We start from the raw sequence: 17,714 nt of genomic DNA, 5'->3' as shown, positions 1-17,714 counted from the left end.
ACATAGTATAACAGACATACCCTCTGTCCTTTGGGAGCATAATAGAATTTTGTTTGCCATCCATATTCCCCGCGGTGAGTTAACCCATCAATTCCACCGTCACGGCTATGACCAACGGCTTGTCTTGGATGCTGCTTTTACCAAAGTGAAAGCTTTATAGTTTGGTGATCCAGAGTAGTCCTGCAGTACCTCATTTTTCAGGTATTACTTTCCATGTATTAAAATATTCTCTATAACACGACATATTCCTGCAATAGGGGGGATATACAGGAGGAATTAAACAGCGTTTTGTAGAAATAGTTTAAAACTGTAATTGGAGAGTTCAGATGATGAACTACTACAAAAAAAACATAAATTCATTTCTCTCAAACGTATCATCAAACATGTCTGCAATATACCTTCCGGCTTTCTTTGTATCTCTAATTGAATTGCTGGAGGATTTTTATAAGTTTGATGCTACACCAAATAACGGTGAAATAAAGATTAAAAAAACTACAGTAATAATTTCTTACTCTTTAGCCACTAAGGTGGATACCGGAAAGAGTTGCATTGTAAGGAAAAGTTTTAATTAGTGTCTATTGAGGAGGGTAAGCGTGGTAACTTGGCTTGATAAAACTGTTGATTTTATTGCTAATTAAAAGAGGACAATTAAAAGCCCAACATTCATAAAAGAGTTCTCAAAAGAAAACCAACAGATAACTGATTTAGAGGAATTAGCAAAAAAACTAAAAAACGGAGTAAAGAAAAATTTAATTTTACGTGACATATCCTACTTAAAGAAGGGTCTTGAGGGTGAAAATAATGTTTACTATGAATTAAAGAACTCATTTCTTCCTATTCTCTGCCTTCATGATATAAGGTTAGAATATGAAGGATACACTGCACAATATGATTTTATTGTTATATCTGACAGATTTTTATGCGTCCTTGAAACAAAGCAATTAAACGGCAATATTCTAATAAATTCAGATGGTACCTTTATAAGAGTTATTCATGATCGAAAGGGGATAGAAATCAAAAGAGAGGGCATGTACAGCCCTATAACGCAAAACCAGAGACACATAAATATTTTAAAGAAAATACTACTTGAGAATCAATTGATGAGTGAGGAATGGTTCTATTTATCATTTGTAGTTATTGCTAACCCGAAATCTATTATACATAAAGAAAAATGCCCAACTGAAATTAATGAGATGATAATTAGACATGATCAAGTGATAAATAGCTTAAAATATTATCAGCAAAAAAGCATTTATCATAAATTGGAAAAGTATTTGTTTAAAATAGCTTATTGGCTGAAAGAAAATAACAAACCAATAACTTATGATTATTACGCAAAGTATAATTTAACAGATGCTGACTTTTTAGTAATTGATGAAGCGAAAGAGAGTAAACAAAGTAATAATCAATCCGACGCAAGAGAATATATAACAAAAGAAGGCAAAAAGTACATAAAAATTTTAGGAGATTACCAATATGCCGAGATTGTTAGGCAAAAGTATATAGTATATTTTGATTCAAATGTTAGCCCATTGAAGAAGGATAGATATAACGAAAATGAATTTATTTTCTTTATAAATGAAGATCCTTCCGATTTTAATTCTGAAACCATAAAGCAGGTGGCCTGTACAAAAGACAGAAATCAAGAAATAAACAAAAATAGTAGGGAGCAGTTGGCTCAAGAACTAAAAGAATTTAGATTATTAAAATCAAGGGAAGAGAAAATAGCTGCTTATATGATTTATAGTAACGAAGAAATGGAAAATCTAATTTCAGCCTATCCAACAAATAAAGAAGAATTACTGAAGGTAAAGGGGTTTGGACTGAAAAAGGTTGAAAAATATGGTGAGCATATATTAAAAATTTTAAATAAAACAATATAAAAACATTTAAGTAATTGCATAGTAGAGAAAATGTAAATCAACCGATATAAAAGCCAAAAACCCTAGGAAAAAATCCTTAAGGGTTTTAATAAATGAACAATTACAGTTCCATCAAAACTACACAGCGTGAATTGTAGGTCAAGCGTTCGACCTATTAGTACCGGTCAGCTAAACACATTACTATGCTTACACACCCGGCCTATCTACCTGGTGGTCTTCCAGGGGTCTTATTCTTTTAGAAGGGAAACCTAATCTTAAGGTGGGCTTCGCGCTTAGATGCTTTCAGCGCTTATCCCTTCCGGATATAACTACCCGGCATTGCCGCTGGCGCGACAACCGGTACACCAGTGATCCGTCCATCCCGGTCCTCTCGTACTAGGGACAGCTCCTTGCAAGTTTCCTGCGACTGCGATGGATAGGGACCGAACTGTCTCACGACGTTCTGAACCCAGCTCACGTACCGCTTTAATGGGCGAACAGCCCAACCCTTGGGACCTACTACAGCCCCAGGATGCGATGAGCCGACATCGAGGTGCCAAACCTCCCCGTCGATGTGAACTCTTGGGGGAGATAAGCCTGTTATCCCCGGGGTAGCTTTTATCCGTTGAGCGACGGCTCTTCCACTCGATACCGCCGGATCACTAAGCCCGACTTTCGTCCCTGCTCGACCTGTATGTCTCGCAGTCAAGCTCCCTTTTGCCTTTGCACTCTGTGAGCGCGATTTCCAACCGCGCTGAGGGAACCTTTGGGCGCCTCCGTTACTTTTTGGGAGGCGACCGCCCCAGTCAAACTGCCCGCCTGACAATGTCCACCGGCCTGATTCAAGGCCGTATGTTAGAACTTCAATACTGCAAGGGTGGTATCCCAACGTTGGCTCCGCCAAGGCTGGCGCCCTGGCTTCTCCGCCTCCCACCTATCCTGTACATGCAATACCAAAATCCAATATCAAGCTGCAGTAAAGCTCCACGGGGTCTTTCTGTCCTATCGCAGTTAGCCGGCATCTTTACCGGCAGTTCAATTTCACCGAGCCCCTCGTTGAGACAGTGCCCAAATCGTTACGCCTTTCGTGCGGGTCAGAACTTACCTGACAAGGAATTTCGCTACCTTAGGACCGTTATAGTTACGGCCGCCGTTTACCGGGGCTTCAATTCAAAGCTTCGAGTTTCCCCTGACCTCTCCTCTTAACCTTCCGGCACCGGGCAGGCGTCAGCTCCTATACTTCATCTTAGCGATTTAGCAGGAACCTGTGTTTTTGGTAAACAGTCGCTTGGGCCTTTTCTCTGCGGCCTCTTCACGCTCCGAATGTATAAATCTTCACGTTAATGAGGCACCCCTTCTCCCGAAGTTACGGGGTCATTTTGCCGAGTTCCTTAACGAGGGTTCTCTCGCGCGCCTTAGGATTCTCACCCTACCTACCTGTGTCGGTTTGCGGTACGGGCACCAATGAGTCTCGTTAGAGGTTTTTCTTGACAGTATGGGTTCAACCACTTCGGTACTTGTTTTCCCTCCCCATCACTTCTCAGGCTTTGTGTCAGACGGATTTGCCTATCTGACGCCCTACGAGCTTGGACGCGCTTTTCCATCCGCGCGCTTGGCCTTCCCTCCTGTGTCACCCCATCCTGATAACGACTTTTGGTGGCATAGGATTTTCAACCTATTGTCCATCGCCTACGCCTTTCGGCCTCGGCTTAGGTCCCGGCTTACCCTGGGCGGACGAGCCTTCCCCAGGAATCCTTAGGTTTTCGGCGGGCAGGATTCTCACCTGCCTTTTCGCTTACTTATACCGGCATTCTCACTTCCATACGCTCCACCGCTCCTTACGGTACGACTTCGCTGCATATGGAACGCTCCTCTACCATGTCTTGCGACATCCGTGGCTTCGGTGACATGCTTTAGCCCCGTTACATTTTCGGCGCAGGGCCACTTGACCAGTGAGCTATTACGCACTCTTTGAATGGTGGCTGCTTCTAAGCCAACATCCTGGTTGTCTGTGCAACCCCACATCCTTTTCCACTTAGCATGTCTTTGGGACCTTAGCCGACGGTCTGGGCTGTTTCCCTTTTGACTATGAACCTTAGCACCCATAGTCTGACTCTTGAGTATGTTTTAATCCGGCATTCGGAGTTTGATTGAGTTCGGTAACCGGTGAAGGCCCCTAGCCCAGTCAGTGCTCTACCTCCGGATTTTTTTCTCAAGGCTAGCCCTAAAGCTATTTCGAGGAGAACCAGCTATCTCCGGGTTCGATTGGCATTTCACCTCTACCCACGTTTCATCCGCCTCCTTTTCAACGAAGGTCGGTTCGAGCCTCCACTTTATTTTACTAAAGCTTCACTCTGAACATGGGTAGATCACCCGGTTTCGGGTCTACTCCAACGGACTTGCCGCCCTATTAAGACTTGCTTTCGCTTCGGCTCCGTCTTTTCTGACTTAACCTTGCCCGTTAGATGTAACTCGCCGGTCCGTTCTACAAAAAGTACGCCGTCACACTTTTAACGTGCTTCGACTGGCTTGTAAGCATACGGTTTCAGGTTCTTTTTCACTCCCCTTCCGGGGTGCTTTTCACCTTTCCCTCACGGTACTTATCACTATCGGTTGCTGCAGGTATTTAGCCTTGGGAGGTGGTCCTCCCTGTTTCCCACGGGGTTCCTCGTGTCCCGCAGTACTTGGGATCCACTCTAAACTTCTCGCCTTTTCGCCTACAGGGTTGTTACCTTCTGTGACGGGTCTTTCCAGACCACTTCGGCTAAAGCAATGGTTTGTGATGAGTGTCCCGCTACCCCTAATCTGCAAGCAGTTTAGGTTTTGGCTGGTCCCTTTTCGCTCGCCGCTACTCGGGGAATCGCTGTTGCTTTCTTTTCCTCAGGGTACTAAGATGTTTCAGTTCCCCTGGTGCCCTCCTATAACCTATGGATTCGGTTATAGGTGACGAGGGTTTTCCTCGCCGGGTTGCCCCATTCGGATATCCACGGATCGTTGCCTGCTTGCGGCTTCCCGTGGCTTTTCGCAGCTTGCCGCGTCCTTCTTCGGCCTGCAGCACCTAGGCATTCGCCGTATGCTCTTTTTTGCTTGACCTATTTTTTGCGCTTGAGAGTTCTATTTTGTTAAATAGAGCTTTCTTTTGCTTCACGCTGTGTAGTTTTCAAAGAACTTTTTTTTGGTTGCGGAGATAGGACTTGAACCTATGACCTTCGGGTTATGAGCCCGACGAGCTACCAACTGCTCCACCCCGCGATGTTGTTTAAAAACCCTTTTTACAGGGTAAATTTAGTTTCCGGCAACGTCTTACTCTCTCAGGGGGTAACCCCAAGTACCATCAGCGCTGAAGAGCTTGACTTCCGTGTTCGGGATGGGAACGGGTATGACCTCTTCGCTATTGCCACCGGAAAAAGTCTCTCAAAACTAAACAGTTGTGTCGATGGATGTCGACCAATATTGAGATATGGAGATTTTGTTAGCTGTGTGAGATTTCTCTCCCTGTGGCTAACCGTTAACTTCCAACATCCAATATCCTTAGAAAGGAGGTGATCCAGCCGCACCTTCCGATACGGCTACCTTGTTACGACTTCACCCCAATCACCGACCCCACCTTCGACGGCTCTCTCTCTTGCGAGTTAAGTCACCGGCTTCGGGTGTTGCCGACTTTCGTGGTGTGACGGGCGGTGTGTACAAGGCCCGGGAACGTATTCACCGCAGTATGCTGACCTGCGATTACTAGCGATTCCGACTTCATGTAGGCGAGTTGCAGCCTACAATCCGAACTGGGACCTGTTTTTAGGGGTTGGCTCTACTTCGCAGTTTCGCTGCCCTCTGTTCAGGCCATTGTAGTACGTGTGTAGCCCAAGACATAAGGGGCATGATGATTTGACGTCATCCCCACCTTCCTCCGTTTTGTCAACGGCAGTTCTGCCAGAGTTCCCACCCTAAGTGCTGGCAACTGGCTGTAGGGGTTGCGCTCGTTGCGGGACTTAACCCAACATCTCACGACACGAGCTGACGACAACCATGCACCACCTGTCTCCGTGTCTTAGTAAACTAAGAAAACCATATTTCTACAGCGGTCACGGGATGTCAAGCCTTGGTAAGGTTCTTCGCGTTGCGTCGAATTAAACCACATACTCCACCGCTTGTGCGGGCCCCCGTCAATTCCTTTGAGTTTCAGTCTTGCGACCGTACTCCCCAGGCGGAGTGCTTATTGTGTTAACTGTGGCACCGAGGGGGTCGATACCCCCGACACCTAGCACTCATCGTTTACGGCGTGGACTACCAGGGTATCTAATCCTGTTTGATCCCCACGCTTTCGCGCCTCAGTGTCAGTTACAGGCCAGGAAGCCGCCTTCGCCACTGGTGTTCCTCCTAATATCTACGCATTTCACCGCTACACTAGGAATTCCGCTTCCCTCTCCTGCACTCAAGTCTACCAGTTTCAGAAGCAGTCTCCAGGTTGAGCCCGGAGTTTTCACTTCTGACTTAATAAACCACCTACTCGCCCTTTACGCCCAGTAATTCCGGACAACGTTTGCCACCTACGTATTACCGCGGCTGCTGGCACGTAGTTAGCCGTGGCTTCCTCTTATTGTACCGTCATTTTTCCTTGCTATTTACAAGAAATCTGTTCGTCCAATATCACAGAGCTTTACAATCCGAAGACCTTCTTCGCTCACGCGGCGTTGCTCCGTCAGGCTTTCGCCCATTGCGGAAGATTCCCCACTGCTGCCTCCCGTAGGAGTCTGGACCGTGTCTCAGTTCCAGTGTGGCCGGTCACCCTCTCAGGCCGGCTACCCATCGTCGCTTTGGTGGGCCGTTACCCCACCAACTGGCTAATGGGACGCGGATTCATCTGTAAGCGGCAGCTTTGTTAAGAGGCCACCTTTTCTCTTCAGACCATGCGGCCCAAAGAGGTTATCCGGTATTAGCACCGGTTTCCCGGCGTTATTCCTGTCTTACAGGCAGATTATCCACGCGTTACTCACCCGTCCGCCACTAAGTTAAGCAAAAAGTAAACTTCTTTCTTAACTCCGTTCGACTTGCATGTGTTAAGCACGCCGCCAACGTTCGTCCTGAGCCAGGATCAAACTCTCCGTTAAATATGTGAAAAGTTTGATTGCTCATTAAAATTTGGCTAAAAATTCGTTAAAAGTTAAAACTTCTGACGAGGTTTGTTTAATTTCATCCATCTTACACTGTTTAGTTTTCAAAGACCTGTTTGTTCGCCGGTTTTCCGCCGGCAAGAACTTATTTTATCAGGTCTTGTCCTCTCGGTCAAGAACCAGTTTTTGTTATCGCCACCACAGCGGCGACAATATGTATTTTACCGCAATATACGCTATAAATCAATAGGTAATATTTGAAAACAGATATTAACTGTAATTAGCTCTTTTATATATAAACAACAGCCCATATTGCATATTCCGTCTTTACTTGTTTTCTCGCCTTGTCCATTGGACATATTGCATTCGCTGATAGGATATAGTTTCTTATCTGTGTGTTCTACTGAGGCAAACTACTGTCCCAACGTGCCTCGAGGCTGTGGAAAAAATGTCGTACTCCTCTTATATCCCCTTGGCGGGATATTATTTTCCTTTAAAACGGATTACAATGATCCGCTTTTTTCTGGTCCTAACCTCATATCTACAACAACATTTTCATAACTTGCATCTATTATTGTTTTGGGATTTTGATCAAATCCTAGTTTGTTTTTAGCATATTGAGATACGCTGTGTGACAAATAATCCCCCAATGCTCTATCAGTAATATATCTATTCTCCTTTATAATTTCATGTACATTACCGCTAATAGCTTCGACTAGATAATGTGTCCATATTCCATTTTTCAAATCATCGCAGGAATACGACTTTTCTCCTGTTTGACAAGACAAAAACAATGCATAGTAAGGGAAATCATTTGAAAAAATTATTAATTCTTCATCGTTGATATTTGACAAACTGCTCCTTGCATTTTCATCTGTGAAGCTTTGCGCACAAGCATCAATACAAATCAATGCATTTTTGCATTTAGATTGTTTCAAAGGGTCAAGTAATAATTTACGTAAGGAAATTGCTGTATTGGCTATATCGTATTGGCTCATATCATATGTTGAAAGATAATTAGTAACTCCGTTATGAAAACCATGCCCCACATAATAAAAAATCAATCTGTCTTCTTCTGACATAGAAAATATTTGATACTTAACTACATCCTCAACTTCAGTTTTTATTGCTTGTTCATTTCTTAATATATAAATATCATCTTCGCTTATATCTAATTTGCTTAATAAGACTTCCTTGAATTTTTCAGCATCGCTATCCGCGTATTTTACTGGTGGAATTTGGTTTCTTTGCTTTGGATAATAGGTTTCTATCGCTATGATAATTGCAATTGTTCTTTTGATGTCTGGATTATTCAATATGCATTGGCTGCTTATATGAATTTCCTCTAATTTACTTGTAGCACTTTCTCGGATATATTTTTGTTCATTTAATAGTATATCTCCATCTGATTTTTCTGTTCTAATTACAAAAATAGATTGTTCTCCAACTTTTAGCCAGTCAAAAGTAACAGCAGGTATTGGGGAAAGCATAGAAATTGCTTTTTTTGTAATCTCAACAACTTTAAATTCCGAACTGAGTCCTACAATCTCGTTATCAAGTGATGAAGTTTCTTTTATTCCAAAAATTAACGTACCTCCATCTGTATTCGCAAATGATGAAATAATTCTTGCAGTTTTTTCTGGTGAATAGGGTACGGCACTAAAATCAAAAACATCAGATTTTGGATTGTTTAATAATGTTTCAAGTTCATAATCTTTAATATCAATATTTTTAATAGGAATTTTATTTATTCCTGTCATTTTTAGAAGCTGCCCAAATGTAAATTGTTTTGGTGGTGTAACGCCATCTTCATACCATAATTCTGCATCTACATATTCAAGTACATCAAATTCAGCGTCGTAATAAAGTCGTATTTTATCATAGTCTGATGGTCTGGCTACTACTGTTATTTCATTTCCATTTTTAGTAATACCACTAATAATACTCTCTGCAATTATATAAGAAGATGAGCAATCATACTCTGGCAATACACTAAGGTGTGCGAGTACATTTTTTACAGCTCTAGGTATAAGTTGTTTTATGTACTGCTGCCGACCAAAATCATGTATTGTCGTATCAAAGAAATCTTGAGATATAATATTGGGGTTAATCTCTATCAAAGCATTCGTGCTCTCCACTGCATCCTTGAAATCATCCACATCTGTTGGAACTTGTATGTTTTCTTGTTCGAAATATCTTTGTATTTCATCACTCGTAGACCTAAGTAAAAAATCCAGTTTTTTGTCATGACCAGTCAAATCAAAATATCTACTCAGAACCTCTGATAACTTTAATAACACGCTATTTGAGTTCCAGGGGGTTGTTACATAGAGTGCATCTTCATCAAAATGAACATTTACCCCTTTTGTAAAATCTATCACATTATATGTTATGGCAAGGCTCACAGCTTGATATATTTCTAGCTTTTCAATTTTATTTTTAAGATTAACCAGGCATTTCAGCGTATCTACATCTTGATTTTCACTTTTAATCCAAGATTCGAAATATCTATAAATAAACGCAAGTTTTTCTTTCAAACTTGAACACACTTCTTCTCGAACTGAAATAAGTTCAAATTCGCTTTGTCTCAATACACTTATGTTAAAACACTCTAGAAACGTTATCAAATTTGGATGTTTCTTATTTTCAGCATTTATCATTACAAAATCATATTGATTTTGAAATATCCCTTCATTACCATCTAAGAAATATTTGAGAGAGCTACATTCTGTGAATTGATTTTTTGTATTTAGTAAATGTCCTTTAATAGCCCATACTTCGACTTTTTCAATATCATCAGTGCTCCAATTAACACATTGGGCTAACAATGCCGCGTAGATAGATTGAATTCTTTTGTAGTTATCATTTTTTATTCTTCCTTTATCGTCTATATCTGACGAAATTGTACCAAGCAATTCTAAGTAATCTGATAATTCAAAGCTTGTTCGAAAATTAAAGAAAGCTTTCCAATCTGGCGATAATTCAGGTCCATTGAATACTGGCAAATATTTACCAGCAATAGCTTTTATCTCTTCTGTATTAAGAAATATAGAAGAGGCAATTTCACATTTTTCTGATACAGTAGGGATACATTGCATATTCTTGATAAACCATGGAACAAAGTTCTCTACTCGATCACCGCTTGTCCGTCCAGGCCTACCCTCATACCCCCAATATGCGATTGCTGGAGTCTTGATAATACTTGGCAGATAATTTTCAATATAATCAGACCAGAATTTGAAAGCAAACTTGGGGTTATTTTCTGTAAGTTGAATATAGGTCATAGTTGCTAAATCGCTGAAACAATCCGCTATAAACGTAGATTGAAAAGGGGTAAACCTTTTATCCTTAGTTCCAAAATATTCATCATTAAACTCAGCATTAGTTAATTCAGAGCGATAAAGTCTATTTGTGAATTGTAAGGCTGTAATTCCCTCATGAACCCCAAGCAATTTAAAAAAACGTTTCCATTCATCCTTCTCAAGGATATCAAGACAATAGGTTTCAGAGACGAAAATATCATTTTCTATTATTTTTTCAATTTCTATCCTCGGTTTGTAATAATCCGAAAGAAAACAGTCTCTGGCAGGACATAAAGAATCGCTTTGCGTTATAAGTTTAATTCTCGATAATTGTCCAATCAAATCTTCCCTAAGATTTCCTTTTTTATACAAACTAAATAAATCACGAATAGTTTGCAATGCATTCTCGGGCGTTATGTAACTTTCGATTTTCGGTATAATAGTCTGAGTAATATAGGTGACATCCGTCTTTTCTTGAACTCCCAAACTCTCCAGCCAGTGCCTAATTTCTGAATCTTTGAGCAGCCATATCTGCAATTGCTTATGTAAGAACGATAATTCACTATTTGGATTATCCCAGTTTTGATCGTCTGCTGTAGGAAAACATACTTGATATGGATAATTAATGTGATTTTTATGATCCCAAATAAATGGTAATTTCATTAATACTTCTTTTGAAATTTCTATAACCTTATCTGATTCGCAGAGTTTCTTTAAATGTTTTATAAATTCAATATTATATGCTATTGTGTGAGCATCTTTAAAATATGTCGAGGCTAGAAATCGTTGGAGATGTATCCATTCAAAACAAGAAGCACCAAGCCTTTTGAACTCAGAGAAAAAACTAGAGTTCTTAGCAAATTGTTTAGAACTACCCGTCTCATTTGCCTCAATAATAAACTTTTTAATTGGTTCTTCGCCTATAAAATACTTCTCAGACAAGTATGTAAAATCAACTATTGTTTCTTCTATTTTAATTAGTTGCTCTTTTCTAGAAACAACAAACGGAATGCTTTTTAGCGCATCTTTAATTCCATCATTAAATTTCTTACCCAGTTCATCAGCAATAGTTTCCCTAGGTATTAATTGATATGCTTGAAAATGGAACTCAGTATTAACCAATCTTGAAATCCACTTAAAAATTTCAACGGCAATTGTTTTAAATAGCCATTGGTTCCATTTTGAATCAGCATGAAGTGATTCGCGATTCGCAGCGGTTAGAAAACTTGTATTAACAAGTACTGGCAAAGAATACTTCGTCTCATCAGTCGGCAAATATGAATATAGAAGTTTTTCTTGATTAGAAAGCTTAGTAATGCCATCGCTCCCAACTTTTGCGGCCAAAGACAACTCTATAGAATCAGTATTGAGTAATTTTTCAGGAATATTTCTTTCATCTTGTAAGACAGCCTTTACGTCATTAGGCACTGCAAGACTAACTGTATTTATTAACCAGTCTACTTTTGAACTGTTACCTTTCTGTAAAGTGATTCTATCCTTTTTTGTGCGATCAATTTTAACAGTAACTGATTCTGCTATATCAAAATTAATCTCACTAATATTCTTAAGAAATAAGAACATATTTAAGTTCTGCGATAGATTTTGAGCAGCCAGACTCGTCTCATTAACATTCTTCATTTGAATTATTGTCGCAACGTTTGCATTGTTTTGGTTAAGGAACTGATTAATTGGCTCCGAAACTTCTTTTGCTTCTGTATATATAGGGATTATCTGCCAGGGAAATTGGAATTTTCGGTCGTTATTATTCTCCCATATTGTCTTTGATTCCGCCCACTTCCATTCAAACGAATAGGAGGCATCGAATCTAAAATATTCATTTTTTGTATATATCGTTACTTTATCAGATTGTCCAAAAACTGATTTAAAACCAATACCCTTATAGCCTGTTTTTGTCAGATCCGACTTTTTTGTGCCATTATTTACATTGCAAATTCCTTGAAGATCACGAACAGTAAATGGGCTCCCTGAATGAGCAATGACTAAGTTGTTATTAAAAATTTTTATCCATACTTTCACAGTGTCATTGTTTTGAGAAGAATCATCTGCATTTTGTAGAAGCTCATAAATAAATCGCTTTGAATCTGTATATAAATCAGCTGATAATGCGTTAAGCGAACTTGCTTGGTTTACTGCTTGACTAGGATTTGCATAGCTGGTATTATCCAGAAAAATTCTTTCAATGTCTGCTTTTAAACTCATTTTAATCTCCTGTTCGCACTTTTGCTATGTGATTTATATATTTGTTTAATATCTGATGCGCATCTCATTACATCAGCTTTTATGTCGCTTTCCCAAACTCTAATAACATGCCATCCCATATTCGTTAACTCGTTATTTACAGTTTCATCCCGGTTGATATTCCCTCTAATTTTATTCGACCAAAACTCAGAGTAATGGGACAGTTCCTCATCCAGGCTCTTTAATCCTCTGATAGCCCAATTGTGGCCATGCCAATAATCTCCGTCGCAAAATACCGCGATTCTGGCTTTTGTGAAAACAACGTCTGGTTTTCCGGGTATTTGCTTATAATTTATCCTATAGCGTAGCCCCATGCCCCATAAAGCTTTACGAAGAGCGATTTCAGGCCGCGTATCCTTTGATTTTACGGATGACATTATCTTATGTGTTATTTGTGGATCACGCGCCATATATAGTCTCCATTCACCAGAATTAAGTGAACAACCATGGATTCTCATCAAAAGTAGCCAGGTTTCTTATCCGACGTTCAACATCATCGGAGAATGGAGGAGGTACAACATTTCCGCTAATTAGTTTAGATGTACCATCATCATATTTTAAAGTGCATCTCCATTCATAACCATTACATATATCGATAGAGTAGTCGATTTCCCAATCTGTTGTTATCGGCTCGATAAAATTAAGGAAATCCCTTGTCCAATATTTATCCGCGCTATAACAATATGAATTTACCGCTTTCCTATTTTCTCTATTATAAAGGAAATGCGTCACTTTCCCAGTTCCATTGATATCAACTCTATGTTCAGCTATATCGGAAGGGCATAACAAATCTAACGACTTATGCCTTATACTAATAGACTTTATTCTTTTAACATCAACACCTGCTTTTTTCCTGCGATAATCAGATAAAAATCTTTTGAAAGCAAAAGCTGTAATCAATTTTTCTGTGCAGTCTTTAATTTCAAGTTTGTTGTTAGAAGAAATATGATATTCCTTCAGTTTTGCGTCATTAATATAATTCTCAACACATGTTGGATAAGCTTCTATTGATTGATGGAACTCCTCGTGTTCTTGTTTATTTTCGAAATACAGAACAACCTCATCAAATCTGCCCTTTGCGATTCTTGCCTCATCACTTTCTTCATCATATATAAACTGCTGTAAAGCGTAATCTATACTATCTTTTAGAATATATTTGTAAACATATAATGACTCCGAATATCTGGTTGGATCGTGAATAAATCCCCATGTGGGGGCAGGAGTCTTATATCTACCACTATCTAGTAACACTACTTGGAATTCTTTTAAAACCGTTTCCCTGCATAAAACATGCAAATTGATATAATTAGTGCTTTCATTATATTGATTATACGAATAATATTCGCGCTTGTAGTCCCTATACTCTTCCTGATCCCACTCTTCCTTCATTTTAAAGTCTGGGTTAAATACATTGTAGTATGTATCACCAATTTCTTGCCATTCTGATTTGTTCCTCATCCTTGAAACAATCTGCTCCAACGGCGGACTAAGTAAGCCCAGCCTTTTCTTCCAGAGCAATTCAATCTGCTGCATAGAGCTATTTTCAGAGATAGGAGTATTTCTATCATTCTTTCTGGAGTAAATATATCCTTCTACAATTGAATGGTACTTTTTTGACTTGGATCGAAGGTAAAAGGGTACATTGTACGAGTTAAAAACGGTAAGTACATCTATTTCCTTTTTGTTTACTAATATTGTTTCAACAGAAACCTCTGGTACAAAATCGCCCGCGAACATTGAATTTGATAACAGATCTATTACGGCCGCTTGATTCTTTCTATTTGGGCTATTTTCCGTTAATCCTATAATCTCACCATTATCCGCAACTCCAATTATTAGATAGCAATCTTTATTATGGACGGTATTGGCAAAACATAATATATCAAGAAGAAGGCGCTCATTATCACTATGCCATTCTTGCTTATAATCCCAATAATCGCCCTCAATTTTTTTATCAATCAGTTTAATTATTTCGCTATATTCTTTTGAATTGATTATAAACACCTTCTTATTGTTAGCTGAGTTATTTTGTTTATGTTTCGTAACTGCCGCAGCATTTCTTATATTTAATGCCAGATTGGCATGGGCACGGATCATTGCGGCTAACCCGCTGGTTTAGGATTTGCTCAATTTCAAACATCCGCCTGACCATATCAGCCGGTAATGAAAATGTATTTCCTTTTGACTTTGCCGCTATTTGGTCACGCTCATTAAAAAGAGTAATGAACTCCGCCACCAATGGGGATGAAGTCAATGCCTTTCGAATATTAGGTATGCAATTGCCGTCATATGCCATTTGGGGATCGACTAAAAACAAGATGGAATCTTCTCCATTGTTGTGCGGGGTAATATCAACCATGTCACCGCTTGGAGACCGCCATACGGCATGAGCCTCGGCTTCAATTAAGACATTCGCTCTTTGCCAAATGCACCTACCGAAAACGCTTTGACCACCATACTCTTTAACATGTGCGGCAACGTTCGGGAAACACTCGTTAATGAGACTTCTTGGATCAGCTTTAACCTCGACATATGCAGGTTCATATTCAGATATGGATTGGCATAGCTGCCTAATCTGCTGTGTAATAACTCGTGGGGTGGTCACTCTTCCCATTTGAGAATCTCCTTGAATCAACACTTAATGTTCGGGTATTTTTGCTTGAAGCGCCGTTTTGCTTTGGCATATATTTTGGTCAGAGCTTCAGTATCTTCGCGGCTTTCCATTAAAACAACGTCCACACATTCTTCAGGCGTAAAAAGATGTAACGGAGCGCTTAAGCGATTCATCCGCTCAAGCATTGCTGTTTTAAGTTCTTCGTCCGACATATTAAGTTCTTTCTGACAATGAATAACCGCGCTGGTTATACCCGGTGCCATTGTAACAATGGAGTCCTTATACGGGAAAAAGCTCTGAGCGTATATATCAAGAAACTGGGGATCATAGTTATTGCTTAGTCCGCTCAAGTCGTAGAACACAACTTCCGACAACATACCCAATGCGTCCCTAATCTTGTTTTCTTCCATTAAAAAAGTTGACATGCTGTGTCTGCAGTTTCTGTATAGGCCAAAGTTATGGCCCGCGAAATGCTCCATGCCGCGTTTGTTGAGGTAGCCCCAGATTTTATCCCGATAGGGCATGTAGGGCGGGTCATGTATTATTCTGTTGAGTGACCATATATCCAGATCTTCAAGAGTATGTCGATGTATATATGGCACATAACCTTCTTCTTCAAGTGCCAGCTTTCCGAGGTCGGTTAGCTGGTATGTTCTTTTTGCGAAACGGGAATTAAGTTCTTCCTGTTTTACTTCAGACATTAGGCGTTGTACCAGTTCATCTTTTTTGCCACTAACCTTAAGCCCGTGCTTTTTCAATTCTTCTTTGAGAACTGTCGCATTTTCCAGTGCAATAGCACTATGTAAATCCCCCATTTGCAAGAATGCTCGATTCATCAGGGAATGCAGACATTTTCCGACATCCCTTACACCATACCGATACCACCAAAAACCTTGAAACGAGTTACTATCCGTATAAAAAGAACCAGCATAATCAAGAACCAACACTTCGTGCGGATACAGCCCATGCTTGCTTGCAATGGCGCCTTTGATTCTTTTCTCAACAGGAATAACATCATCTGGCGCAGAGGGTAATATCTCCGTTGTCATCTTAATAAATGACGATATGTTATCCTTGGGTTGCCTTTCAGCAGCTCTCGGCGCTTCAGATGGCTTACTAATTTTGTCTGGCTTCTGTTTTCCCTTAAATATATCGAAGAATGACACGACATAACCCCCTCTCTGACTATTTCTGCTCCTTCTCCTTCCATGTACCCATGGTCTTATAAGGCACGGGAGTAAAATCCGACCTGTCCAATAACGTAATCTTGTTGTGATCCATTAATTCAGAATCCGTTCCGTAACAGCATTTCTTATACTTCTTGGCACTTCCGCAAGGACAAGGAGCGTTTCTCTGAGCACCCACAAATTCTGGTTTCAGCCTTTTCTCTATCTCCAACATCCATCTGTCATATGGAGTATCCAGACCTTTGAATAGAATGTCTAATGCCTCATAGTTATACTCCATCCCCTCTGGGAACAAAACGGTACATTTATCAAACGGGTTTGTCACAATGGATTCAGCGAGAAACTCCACATCTTCGACCACCCGGCAACACATTTCGCCCATGTAGAGTCCTCCGACTTCATGCTCACATCTGCTCCTGATAGTGTTTATTCTACCGCATATCGAGCATGACTCTTTCTTAATTACCGCTTCACGGCTCATAAAAAACTGATACGGGAATAGTTTCTGGTATTTCCTCGTATATTCTTCGATAAACTCTAAGTCATATAAATTACCGCTGTAATCAAAGTGCTTTCGCAAGAAGCTCAGCTTTATATCAACAGAATCATATGAGTTCCATGCATCAAAATGCTTCCCATCTTTGATGGAATTGAAAGCACTAATATATGCCCGCTGTATTTCACTGATCGTCTCCAAACACCATATCTCATTAGCAAGAGCCTCATTATTTTGAGCGACAGCTTCAGCTTTTAATTCCTTTAAATATGCCTTGATGTTGGCATCGAAGTCCGACATATTATGTTGGCTCAGGTACTGCTTAATTTGATCTAAGTCCATAACAACTCCTATTTAAATATGGTTTCATCAAGACTCTTCATGGCCCTTTCAAAGCTTTCAATATCTCCTTCAAAACTTACGGTTTTTGCTTTCCCGTTTTTTTCAACGGTTATTTTTACATTAGCGTTCATCTTTTTCTTTCGTTGCCGGACCAAATCGTATAAATAAGCTGAAATCATGCCGGTTACTATGGGAAACAGCACCCATTGTATTAGGATATCAGCGATATTAACAACATCGGCATGAAGTTCAATTTCCTTGTAATCTTCATCCGAAACAGCAAGATCAACCGATAAGCTCTGCTTTTCCGCTTCATTCATAAGATGCGTATAAAATTGATATGTTTGTTCAGGAAACAGGCAATTTTGATACCCTTTGAAATCCGTATAAGGCAAAAGTAAAATGTCTGCCGTCTTAATCTTCTCCAACAATTCTGAAGACAGATTAGGGGCTTTATAAACATCTTCAAATGATACGGTTGCGTCATTTATTTGTATTTTCGATTTTTCACTACTTCCATGAAGCATTTCTATGTCCCCCTAAA

Annotated in this window: 9 protein-coding genes, 1 tRNA gene, 3 rRNA genes and 1 pseudogene; 3 read left to right on the top strand and 11 right to left on the bottom strand. The window is 40.0% G+C overall.

All coding sequences use genetic code 11. The annotated features are described in order from the left end of the window. The first annotated feature begins 326 nt into the window (after window positions 1-326). The 3 genes and pseudogenes from DTOX_RS07525 (at window position 327) to DTOX_RS25540 (ending at window position 1,883) form a co-directional block, all read left to right on the top strand. Window positions 327-572, top strand: coding sequence for a hypothetical protein (locus DTOX_RS07525; RefSeq protein ID WP_015757114.1), 246 nt, complete (start codon window positions 327-329; stop codon window positions 570-572). A gap of 75 nt (window positions 573-647) precedes the next feature. After that, window positions 648-1,088: pseudogene (locus tag DTOX_RS25545) on the top strand (nuclease-related domain-containing protein); the annotation flags it as partial. 12 nt (window positions 1,089-1,100) lie between these two features. Next, window positions 1,101-1,883 carry an HRDC domain-containing protein gene (locus DTOX_RS25540; RefSeq protein ID WP_207636010.1) on the top strand — a complete coding sequence of 261 codons (783 nt, stop codon included), beginning with the start codon at window positions 1,101-1,103 and terminating at the stop codon, window positions 1,881-1,883. Window positions 1,884-2,017: 134 nt separating this feature from the next. Here the strand turns inward: DTOX_RS25540 and DTOX_RS07515 are convergent. From DTOX_RS07515 to DTOX_RS07465, 11 genes are all read right to left on the bottom strand, one after another. Then, window positions 2,018-4,955 (bottom strand): 23S ribosomal RNA (locus DTOX_RS07515). 83 nt (window positions 4,956-5,038) lie between these two features. Further along, window positions 5,039-5,114: transfer RNA gene (locus DTOX_RS07510), tRNA-Met, on the bottom strand. Window positions 5,115-5,152: 38 nt separating this feature from the next. Then, window positions 5,153-5,267, bottom strand: a 5S ribosomal RNA gene (rrf, locus tag DTOX_RS07505). A 130-nt stretch (window positions 5,268-5,397) separates the two neighbouring features. Next, window positions 5,398-6,967, bottom strand: a 16S ribosomal RNA gene (locus DTOX_RS07500). The 16S, 23S and 5S rRNA genes sit together here with 1 tRNA gene alongside, the layout of an rRNA operon. Window positions 6,968-7,473: 506 nt before the next feature. After that, window positions 7,474-12,492 carry an ATP-binding protein gene (locus tag DTOX_RS07495; protein WP_015757113.1) on the bottom strand — a complete coding sequence of 1,673 codons (5,019 nt, stop codon included), beginning with the start codon at window positions 12,490-12,492 and terminating at the stop codon, window positions 7,474-7,476. Continuing rightward, the gene (locus DTOX_RS07490; protein WP_015757112.1) at window positions 12,489-12,941 is read right to left on the bottom strand and encodes a very short patch repair endonuclease; all 453 of its coding nucleotides are present in this window, start codon (window positions 12,939-12,941) and stop codon (window positions 12,489-12,491) included. Before DTOX_RS07490 ends, DTOX_RS07495 begins: the two co-directional genes overlap by 4 nt. Window positions 12,942-12,963: 22 nt before the next feature. Beyond that, the gene (locus DTOX_RS07485) at window positions 12,964-14,628 is read right to left on the bottom strand and encodes an AlbA family DNA-binding domain-containing protein (RefSeq protein WP_242652566.1); all 1,665 of its coding nucleotides are present in this window, start codon (window positions 14,626-14,628) and stop codon (window positions 12,964-12,966) included. Next, complete coding sequence (locus DTOX_RS07480; protein WP_015757110.1) at window positions 14,564-15,145, bottom strand: SEC-C metal-binding domain-containing protein; 582 nt, start codon at window positions 15,143-15,145, stop codon at window positions 14,564-14,566. The genes DTOX_RS07485 and DTOX_RS07480 overlap by 65 nt, the downstream gene beginning before the upstream one ends. Window positions 15,146-15,162: 17 nt before the next feature. Then, window positions 15,163-16,311 (bottom strand): SAP domain-containing protein, encoded by a 1,149-nt coding sequence (locus DTOX_RS07475; RefSeq protein WP_015757109.1) that lies wholly within the window; start codon window positions 16,309-16,311, stop codon window positions 15,163-15,165. 19 nt (window positions 16,312-16,330) lie between these two features. Beyond that, on the bottom strand, window positions 16,331-17,170 hold the full coding sequence (locus DTOX_RS24185; RefSeq protein ID WP_015757108.1) for a YecA family protein: 840 nt from the start codon (window positions 17,168-17,170) through the stop codon (window positions 16,331-16,333). Between the two features lie 8 nt (window positions 17,171-17,178). Further along, window positions 17,179-17,697: a hypothetical protein gene (locus DTOX_RS07465; RefSeq protein WP_015757107.1), complete on the bottom strand. Its 519-nt coding sequence runs from the start codon at window positions 17,695-17,697 to the stop codon at window positions 17,179-17,181. Between the last annotated feature and the right edge of the window lie 17 nt (window positions 17,698-17,714).

The sequence above is a fragment of the Desulfofarcimen acetoxidans DSM 771 genome (assembly GCF_000024205.1).
GTDB classification, from domain to species: Bacteria; Bacillota; Desulfotomaculia; order Desulfotomaculales; family Desulfofarciminaceae; genus Desulfofarcimen; species Desulfofarcimen acetoxidans.
Note: the sequence above shows the minus strand (reverse complement) of the source record. Positions and strands in the feature narration are given on the sequence as shown.